Source organism: Streptomyces cylindrosporus, from assembly GCF_022698165.1.
In the GTDB taxonomy this organism is placed as follows: Bacteria; Actinomycetota; Actinomycetes; order Streptomycetales; family Streptomycetaceae; genus Streptomyces; species Streptomyces cylindrosporus.
On record NZ_JALDAY010000007.1, the window covers coordinates 625,082 to 632,885 of the forward strand.

The 7,804-nt window shown below is 72.3% G+C and carries 6 protein-coding genes; 2 read left to right on the top strand and 4 right to left on the bottom strand.

Features of this window, described 5'->3' with window-relative positions; genetic code table 11:
- Nucleotide 1: 1 nt before the first annotated feature.
- Nucleotides 2-1,150 carry an acyl-CoA dehydrogenase family protein gene (locus MQP27_RS25595; protein WP_242767780.1) on the bottom strand — a complete coding sequence of 383 codons (1,149 nt, stop codon included), beginning with the start codon at nucleotides 1,148-1,150 and terminating at the stop codon, nucleotides 2-4.
- A gap of 84 nt (nucleotides 1,151-1,234) precedes the next feature.
- A complete protein-coding gene (locus MQP27_RS25600; protein ID WP_242767781.1) occupies nucleotides 1,235-2,707 on the bottom strand; it encodes a FadR/GntR family transcriptional regulator in 1,473 nt (490 codons plus the stop codon).
- Nucleotides 2,708-2,845: 138 nt separating this feature from the next.
- On the opposite strand from MQP27_RS25600, the gene MQP27_RS25605 reads away from it, so the two are divergent.
- Both MQP27_RS25605 and MQP27_RS25610 read left to right on the top strand, forming a co-directional pair.
- Nucleotides 2,846-4,033: an acyl-CoA dehydrogenase family protein gene (locus tag MQP27_RS25605; protein WP_242767782.1), complete on the top strand. Its 1,188-nt coding sequence runs from the start codon at nucleotides 2,846-2,848 to the stop codon at nucleotides 4,031-4,033.
- Nucleotides 4,034-4,124: 91 nt separating this feature from the next.
- Nucleotides 4,125-5,186 (top strand): zinc-dependent alcohol dehydrogenase, encoded by a 1,062-nt coding sequence (locus MQP27_RS25610; protein ID WP_242767783.1) that lies wholly within the window; start codon nucleotides 4,125-4,127, stop codon nucleotides 5,184-5,186.
- Nucleotides 5,187-5,246: 60 nt separating this feature from the next.
- Here MQP27_RS25610 and MQP27_RS25615 read toward each other — a convergent pair whose 3' ends face one another.
- Both MQP27_RS25615 and MQP27_RS25620 read right to left on the bottom strand, forming a co-directional pair.
- Entirely contained in the window at nucleotides 5,247-6,392 is a 1,146-nt protein-coding gene (locus MQP27_RS25615; RefSeq protein ID WP_242767784.1) for a thiolase family protein, read from the bottom strand.
- Between the two features lie 22 nt (nucleotides 6,393-6,414).
- Nucleotides 6,415-7,566 carry a CaiB/BaiF CoA transferase family protein gene (locus MQP27_RS25620; protein ID WP_242767785.1) on the bottom strand — a complete coding sequence of 384 codons (1,152 nt, stop codon included), beginning with the start codon at nucleotides 7,564-7,566 and terminating at the stop codon, nucleotides 6,415-6,417.
- Nucleotides 7,567-7,804: the final 238 nt, after the last annotated feature.

Below are 7,804 nucleotides of genomic sequence, written 5' to 3' on the forward strand. Positions count from 1 at the left end.
CTTACAGGCCCAGGGACTTGCTGATGATGGTCTTCAGCACCTCGCTGGTGCCGCCGTAGATGCGGGTCACCCGCGCGTCGGCGTACAGCCGGGCGATCGGGGACTCGAGGATGTAGCCGTAACCGCCGTGCAGTTGGAGGCAGCGGTCGACGACGCGGCCCTGTGTCTCGGTGCAGAACAGCTTGGTCTTCGCCGCGTCGGCCGGGCTCAGCTCGCCGGCGACGAGCGCGGTGACCGCCGCGTCCAGCAGGGTCTGGGCGGCTTCCAACTCGGTCGCCATGGCGGCGAGTTCGAACTTCGTGTTCTGGAAGTGGGCGACCGGCTTGCCGAACACCGTACGGTCGCGGACGTAGCCGATGGTCAGGTCGATCGCGTTGCGGGTCTGGGCGACGGCGCCGACCGCGATGGCGAGGCGTTCCTGGGCGAGGTTGCGGCCGAGGTGGGTGAAGGCGCCGCCCTCCTCGCCGAGGAGGTTGGCCGCGGGCACCCGGACGGCGTCGAAGGACAGCTCCACGGTGTCCTGGACGGCGAGGCCGATCTTCTCCAGCTTCCGTCCGACGGTGAAGCCGGCCATGCCCTTCTCCACGACCAGCAGGGAGAGGCCGGCCCGCCGGTCGTCCGGGTCGGTGGCGGTGCGGGCCACCACGATCACCAGGTCGGCGTGGTGGCCCCCGGTGATGAAGGTCTTGGCGCCGTCGAGGACGAAGTGGTCACCGTCGCGCACCGCCCGCGTCCTGATGCCGGCCAGGTCGGAGCCGGTGCCCGGTTCGCTCATCGCGATCGCGGTGTAGAGCTCGCCGGAGGCCAGTCCCGGGAACCAGCGCTCCCGTTGGCCCGCGTCGGCGAGGCCCGTGAAGTACGGGACGACGATGTCGAGGTGCGTGCGCAGCCCGCCGAGGGTGACGCCGACGCGGGCGCACTCCTCCTGGATGACGACGTTGAAGCGGTAGTCGTCCTGGCCGCCCCCGCCGTACTCCTCGGGTATCGCCGTGCCGATGATGCCGAGCTTGCCCAGCGCGGTGAACAGCTCCCGGGGGACGAGTCCGGCGCGGCGCCAGTCCTCGTACTCCGGAAGCACTTCGCGGGCGATGAAGTCGCGGACCAGCAGACGGAAGTCCTCGTGGTCCTGCGCGAACAGGGTCCGGCGCATCGAATCTCCTTCGATCGGGACCCTATTGAGTATACGTAATTAGGCTTGCCGGTCCAGAGTGATCAGCGTCCGATCAGGGCGTGATCAGTGCCACCACGGAATGAGTGCATCCAAATGCCGTCGCATCCGGTGGCGGGCCACGCCCGCGTCGCCCTGGAGGATCGCGTCGAGGATGCGCTGGTGGACGTGCCGGACCTCGTCGGCGGCGGCGTCTCCGGGCAGCGGCCGGTCCTGGCCGGAGGCGTGCCGGCGGAACAGCTCGGTGATGATGGCGAGGAAGAGGGACAGCACGGGGTTGTCGGCGAGGGCCGCGAGTTCGGAGTGGAACAGGTCCGCCTTGCGCGGGTCGTCGGCCGGGCCCTCGGTGGTCCAGCGGACCGCCTTGGCGAGCCGCTCGGCGACCTCGGTGTCGCCCTGCGCGTGCCGGGCGGTCACCCGGGCGACGATGCCCAGTTCGATGGCGTTGCGGACGATCCGCAGGTCGTCGGCGGTGACGCCCTGGTACTCCAGGAAGAGGGCCATCGTGTCGATGCTGGCCTGGGGTTCGGGCTCGGTGACGACGAGACCGCCGCCGGGGCCGCGGCGCATCCGGGCGACCGAGTGGTACTCCAGCAGCCGTACGGCCTCGCGCAGCACGGCGCGGCTGATCTCGTAGCGGGCCAGCAGGTCGGTCTCCGAGCCGAGGACCATGCCGGTCTGCCAGCCGCGGGCGGCGATGTCGTCGTGGATCCGGGCGGCCACGACCTCGGCGAGCTTGGCGCGCGGGCCCTCGGCCAGTTCGGGCTCGACGACGTTGCCGGAGATCCGCTGGCCGCGGCGGACCCGGTGCTTCTCGATCCACCCGGCCACCGACTCCAGGTGCAAGGACAGTTCGGTCTGCGCGCGGGCGCCGTCGTCGGCGATGACGGCGTCGACGACGGCCTTGTGCTCGCGGTGCGAGGTCTCCTTCGCCGCGTGCATCTCCGCCTTGGAGATACGGCGGGAGAGGTGCGCGTACCGGGCGGTGAGGCGGGTGAGCACGTCGATGAACAGGTGCAGGACCGGGTTGCCCGACAGCTGCCCGAGCACCGGGTGCAGCGGGTCCTGCGAGTGGACGGACGGGTCGTCCCAGTGGGCGAGTTCGGACTCCAGCGCGGTCCGCAGCGTGGCGATGCCCTCCTCGGTGATGCGGTCGGCGGCGAGGCCCGCGGCGATGGGTTCGAGGAGCTGGCGGGCCTGGAGCAGGTCGGTGACGCTGGTGCCGACGTATTCGAGGTAGATCACCATGGCGCGGGTGGCCGGTCCCGCGTCGGGGGCGCTGACGATGAGGCCGCCGCCGGGTCCGCGCCGCATGCGCGCGACCTGGTGGTGCTCGACCAGCCGCACCGCCTCGCGCAGCACCGCGCGGCTGACGCCCAGCCAGTCCCGCAGGTCCGTCTCGGAGCCCAGCGACTCGCCCACCGGCCAGCCCTGGCGGATCACGGACGCCTCGATGCGCTGCGCGGTCTGCGCGGCCAGCTTGCCGACCAGGGCGCCACTCTCGCCGTCGGCGGGCTCGCGGTCGACGGCAGTCGCCATGGGCCTACTCCTCTGAGGGGAAATTGCGGATCCCCAGTCTATTGGGCAAGGGCACCGGGCACTGGCAGACAGGCCAACACCATGGTTAAAGTATACTCATTTCAGTCAGGCCCGCAGGACGACGAGGAGCCGGCAGCGATGCGACTGGAGTCCACGCCCGAGCTGGAGGCGTTCCGGGGGAAGGTGCGCGCCTTCGTGGCGCAGCACGCACCCGGCGTCAAGGCCCATTCCGGGGTGCGCGCACCCGATCCGGCGCTGATGCCGGCGATCCGGGAGTGGACCGCCAAGCTGTTCGAGGCGGGCTTCCTCGGCATCGACTGGCCCGTCGAGTACGGCGGCCGGCCCGACGCCCACCCGCTCGAACCGTCCGTGGTGGCCGAGGAGATCGCCCGGGCCCGCACCTGGCCGCCCGTCGGCGCGGCCTCGCTCGCCTCGGCGGCGGTCATCGACTTCGGCACGGACGAGCAGCGGGCCCGTTTCCTGCCCCGCATCCGCAGCTGCGAGGACGTGTGGTGCCAGCTGTTCAGCGAGCCGGAGGCGGGCAGCGACCTGGCGGCGCTGCGGACCCGGGCACGCGTCGAGGGCGAGGGCGAGGACGCGGTGTTCGTCGTCGACGGCCAGAAGGTCTGGACGACCAACGGCCAGCACGCGGACATGGGTTACCTGCTCGCGCGCACCGATCCCGACGCCCCGAAGCACAAGGGCATCACCGCGTTCGCGCTGGACATGCGCAGTCCGGGGATCGAGGTGCGGCCGCTGCGCGAGATCACCGGGACCACCGACTTCAACGAGGTCTTCCTGGACGGGGTCCGCGTCCCGGCCGCGAACGTGATCGGCGCGGTGAACGACGGCTGGCGGGTGGCGATGAGCAGCCTCGGCCGGGAGCGCTCCGGGGTGGCGGCGCGGGGCGCCGAGCTGTCGGCCGTACTGGACGATCTGGTCCGGCTGGCGGAGCGGACACCGGCCGCGTTCGAGGATTCCGCCACCCGGCAGCGGATCGGCGAGCTCGCCGCCCGGGTCCAGGTCAACGCCGCGCTGATCGGTCTCGCCCAGTCCCGGATGCTGCACGGCACGGAAGGGCCGGCCGACGCCCTGCTCGGCAAGATCTTCTTCAGCGAACTCAACCACGACCTGGCCGACTTCGGCCTGCGGCTGCAGGGCACCGACGGCCTGCTCACCGAGGACGACCCGGCGGCGGTGGCCGACGGCTGGTGGCAGGACGCCCATCTGTACTCGCGGGCGTTCACGATCGCGGGCGGGGCGAACGAGGTGCTGCGGACGCAGGTGGCCGAGCGGGGGCTCGGGCTGCCGCGCGAACCCCGCTGATCGCCTCCGGGCCGTGTGCGCCGACGAACTCATTGATTGTACCGACCGGTCGACGTAACCTTCGGCCGGAGCAACGAGAAGGCGAGGAGCCATGGCCGAGAACGCCACCATGAAGTCCGTGCGGACCGGAGCGAGGAACGCCGTCGAGGTGGTGGAGATCGCGCGGCCCGAGCCCGGCCCCCGGGACGCCCTGCTGCGGATCCGCGCCTGTGGCATCTGCGGCACCGACACGTTCTTCGTGCAGTCCGGCGGCACGCCCTACACCCCCGACGGCTCCGTGGTGCCGCTGCCGCTCGGGCACGAGCCGGCCGGTGAGGTGGTCGCCGTGGGCGCCGAGGTCACGGACCTGAAGGTGGGCGACCGGGTGGTCGTCAACCCGCAGGGCGCGCCCTCCGGCATCATCGGCTGCGGCGGCGAACTGGGCGGGATGGACGAGTACCTGCTCGTCGAGGACGCCGAGGTGGGCCGGAGCGTGGCGGTCTTCCCGGACGACCTGCCCTTCGACGTGGCCGCGCTCAACGAGCCCATGGCGGTGGCCCGGCACTGCGTCAACCGCTCCCAGGCCCGCCCCGGCGACAAGGTGCTCGTCTTCGGCGCCGGGCCGATCGGGCTGGGCGTCACCATCTGGCTCAAGCTGCGCGGGGTGGAGCACGTGGTCGTCGCGGACGTCGTTCCGGAGCGCCTGGAGACCGCGCTGGCCGTGGGTGCGGACGCCGTGATCGACTCGGCGAAGGAGGACGTCAGCGCGCGGCTCACCGAGTTGCACGGTGAAGCCGCCAACGCCCTGGGCCAGCCCCGCCCCGGCACCGACATCTACATCGACGCGGCCGGGGTCGCCGCCGTCTTCAACACGACCGTGGACGCGGCCAAGTGGGGCGCCAAGCTGGTCATGGTCGGCGTGCAGAAGCCGTCGTCCGAGATCGACCTGGGCGGCATGCTCCGCAGCGAGCTCACGCTGATCGCCTCGCAGGGCTATCCGACCGAGATCTTCGAGGTGACGGCGGAACTCGCCGAGCACCGGGACCGGTTCGCCCGGCTGATCAGTCACCGGGTGCCGTTCGCGGAGGTGCACCGGGCCTTCGAGCTGGCGCTGACGCCCGGGGCGGCGGAGAAGGTCGTCGTCACGTTCGAGGACTCAAGGAGAGAGGACTGAAGGAGAACTGAAGGAGATCGGAGCGGGCGGACCCCTCGTCGGGGTCCGCCCGCTCCGTCCTCATCGCAGCAGTTCGAGGATGGTGGCGTTGGCGGTGCCGCCACCCTCGCACATCGTCTGGAGGCCGTAGCGGAGGTTCTCGCCCCGCATCCGGGCGAGCAGCCGTGTCATCAGGATGGCGCCGGAGCCGCCGAGCGGATGGCCGACGGCGATGGCGCCGCCCAGCGGGTTGAGGCGCTCGGGGTCGGCGCCGGTCTCGGCCAGCCAGGCCAACGGCACCGGTGCGAAGGCCTCGTTGACCTCGTACACGCCGATGTCCTCGATGGAGAGTCCGGCGCGGCGCAGGACCTTCTCGGTCGCCGGGATCGGGCCGAGCAGCATGGTGATCGGGTCGGCACCGCTGACCGCGCCGGTGTGGTAGCGGGCGATGGGGGTGAGGCCGCGTTCGCGGGCCTTCTCCGGGGTGGTGACGAGCAGGGCCGCGGCGCCGTCGGAGATCTGGGAGGCGTTGCCGGCGTGAATGACGCCGTCCTCCTTGAACGACGGCTTGAGCCTGGCCAAGGTCTCGACGGAGGTACCCCGCCGCAGCCCCTCGTCCACGGTGAACTTGGTGCCGTCCACCTCGACCGGCACGACGTGGTCGTCGAAGACACCCGCGTCGATCGCCGCGGCGGCCTTGGCGTGCGACTCGGCGGCGAACTCGTCGAGCCGGGTGCGGCTCAACCCCCAGCGCTCGGCGATGAGTTCGGCGCCGACGCCCTGGCTGAACTCGAAACCGTCGTACCGGGCCAGGGCCTTGGGCCCGTACGGCTGTCCCGTGGTCCGGTGCGAGCCGAGCGGCACCCGGCTCATGGTCTCGACGCCGCCCGCGACCACGATGTCGTACTGGCCGGACATCACGGCGTGCGCGGCCTGGTCGACGGCCTGCTGGCTGGAGCCGCAGGCGCGGTTGACGGTGACGGCGGGGACGTGTTCGGGCCAGCCGGCGGCGAGCACCGCGAACCGGCCGACGTTGCTGGACTGGTCGCCGATCTGGGTCACACAGCCCCAGACCACGTCGTCCACCGTGCCGGGGTCGATGCCGGTGCGCTCGACGAGCGCCTTCAGCACCTCGGCCGACAGGTCCGCCGCGTGCACCGACGCCAGCGAGCCGTTGCGCTTGCCGATCGGGGTGCGTACGGCGTCGACGATGACGGCGTCTCGCATGACAACTCCTTGTTCGGGTCGGTCAGTCGGGGAGCGGTACGCCCCAGTCGTGGAACACGGCTCGGGTGTCGGCGCCGACGGCCGGCGCGGTGCGGCCGGGGCTCGACGGGGTCGCGGAGAAGCGGGGGGCGGCGGCGGGCTGGACCACTCCGTCGCGGGTGAACAGGCTGCCGCGCGCGGCGAGATGGGGGTGTGCGGCGGCCTCGGTGAGGGTCAGCACGGGTGCCACGCAGGCGTCGGTGCCCTCGAACAGCGCGGCCCATTCGTCGCGGGTCCGCTCGGCGAAGCGCTTGGCGAGCGAGCGCCGCAGCTCCGGCCAGGTCGAGCGGTCGTGCTGCCGGTCGGGGTCCACGTCCAGGCCGAGCAGTCGTACGAGGCTGCGGTAGAACTTGCGCTCCAGCGCGCCGACGGCCACGTGGCGGCCGTCCTTGGTCTCGTAGACGGCGTAGAAGGGCCAGCCGCCGTCGAAGCGGTTCACTCCGCGCTCGTCGGTCCACTCGTCGCGGGCGAGTTTGGCGAAGGTGCTGGCGAGGAGGTGGGCGGTGCCGTCGACGATGGCCGCGTCGACGACCTGGCCCCGGCCGGTGCGGGCAGCCGCGTGCAGGGCGGCGAGGACGCCGATGACGAGGTAGCAGCCGCCGCCTCCGAAGTCGCCGACGAGGTTGAGCGGGATCCGGGGTGGGCCGTCGGGGTCGCCGATGGCGCCGAGAGCGCCGGTCAGCGCGATGTAGGTGATGTCGTGTCCGGCCGCGGCGGCGAGGGGCCCGTCCTGGCCCCAGCCGGTCATCCGGCCGTAGACCAGGCGGGGGTTGCGGGCGAGGCAGTCGTGCGGGCCGATGCCGAGCCGCTCGGTGACGCCGGGGCGGAATCCCTCGGTCAACACGTCGGCACGCTCGACGAGTTGGAGGAGGGCGGCGGTCGCGGCCGGGTCCTTGAGATCGAGTACGACGGAACGCTTGCCCCGGTTGAGCACGTCCGCGGGCCCGCCCGCGTCGGGTTCGTCGACCCGCCCGGGACGGTCGACGCGGACCACCTCCGCACCCAGGTCGGCGAGGAGCATCCCGGCGAAGGGTCCGGGACCGATACCACCGAGTTCGATCACACGGACACCGGCGAGGGGGCCCGCTGCGGCGCCGGCCGCTCTCCCGTCGGCTGTGGCGTCAGGGACTTCCACAGCCGGGGCCGAGGTCCCGTCGGAACCACCGACCGGGCCTTCCGCCGCCAGACCCGAGGCCCCGACGCCGCCACCGACCGGGGCTCCCGCGGCCACACCCGAGATTCCGACACCGCCACCGGCCGGGCCTCCCGCGGCCACACCCGAGATCCCGACACCACCACCAACCGGGCCTCCCGCGGCCACACCCGAGATCCCGACACCACCACCAACCGGGCCTCCCGCGGCCACACCCGAG

What these genes read in the sequence shown, in the direction of transcription:
- MQP27_RS25595 (WP_242767780.1), bottom strand. Translation starts at nt 1,150, where the DNA reads ATGCGCCGGACCCTGTTCGCGCAGGACCACGAGGACTTCCGTCTGCTG.
- MQP27_RS25600 (WP_242767781.1), bottom strand. Translation starts at nt 2,707, where the DNA reads ATGGCGACTGCCGTCGACCGCGAGCCCGCCGACGGCGAGAGTGGCGCC.
- MQP27_RS25605 (WP_242767782.1), top strand. Translation starts at nt 2,846, where the DNA reads ATGCGACTGGAGTCCACGCCCGAGCTGGAGGCGTTCCGGGGGAAGGTG.
- MQP27_RS25610 (WP_242767783.1), top strand. Translation starts at nt 4,125, where the DNA reads ATGGCCGAGAACGCCACCATGAAGTCCGTGCGGACCGGAGCGAGGAAC.
- MQP27_RS25615 (WP_242767784.1), bottom strand. Translation starts at nt 6,392, where the DNA reads ATGCGAGACGCCGTCATCGTCGACGCCGTACGCACCCCGATCGGCAAG.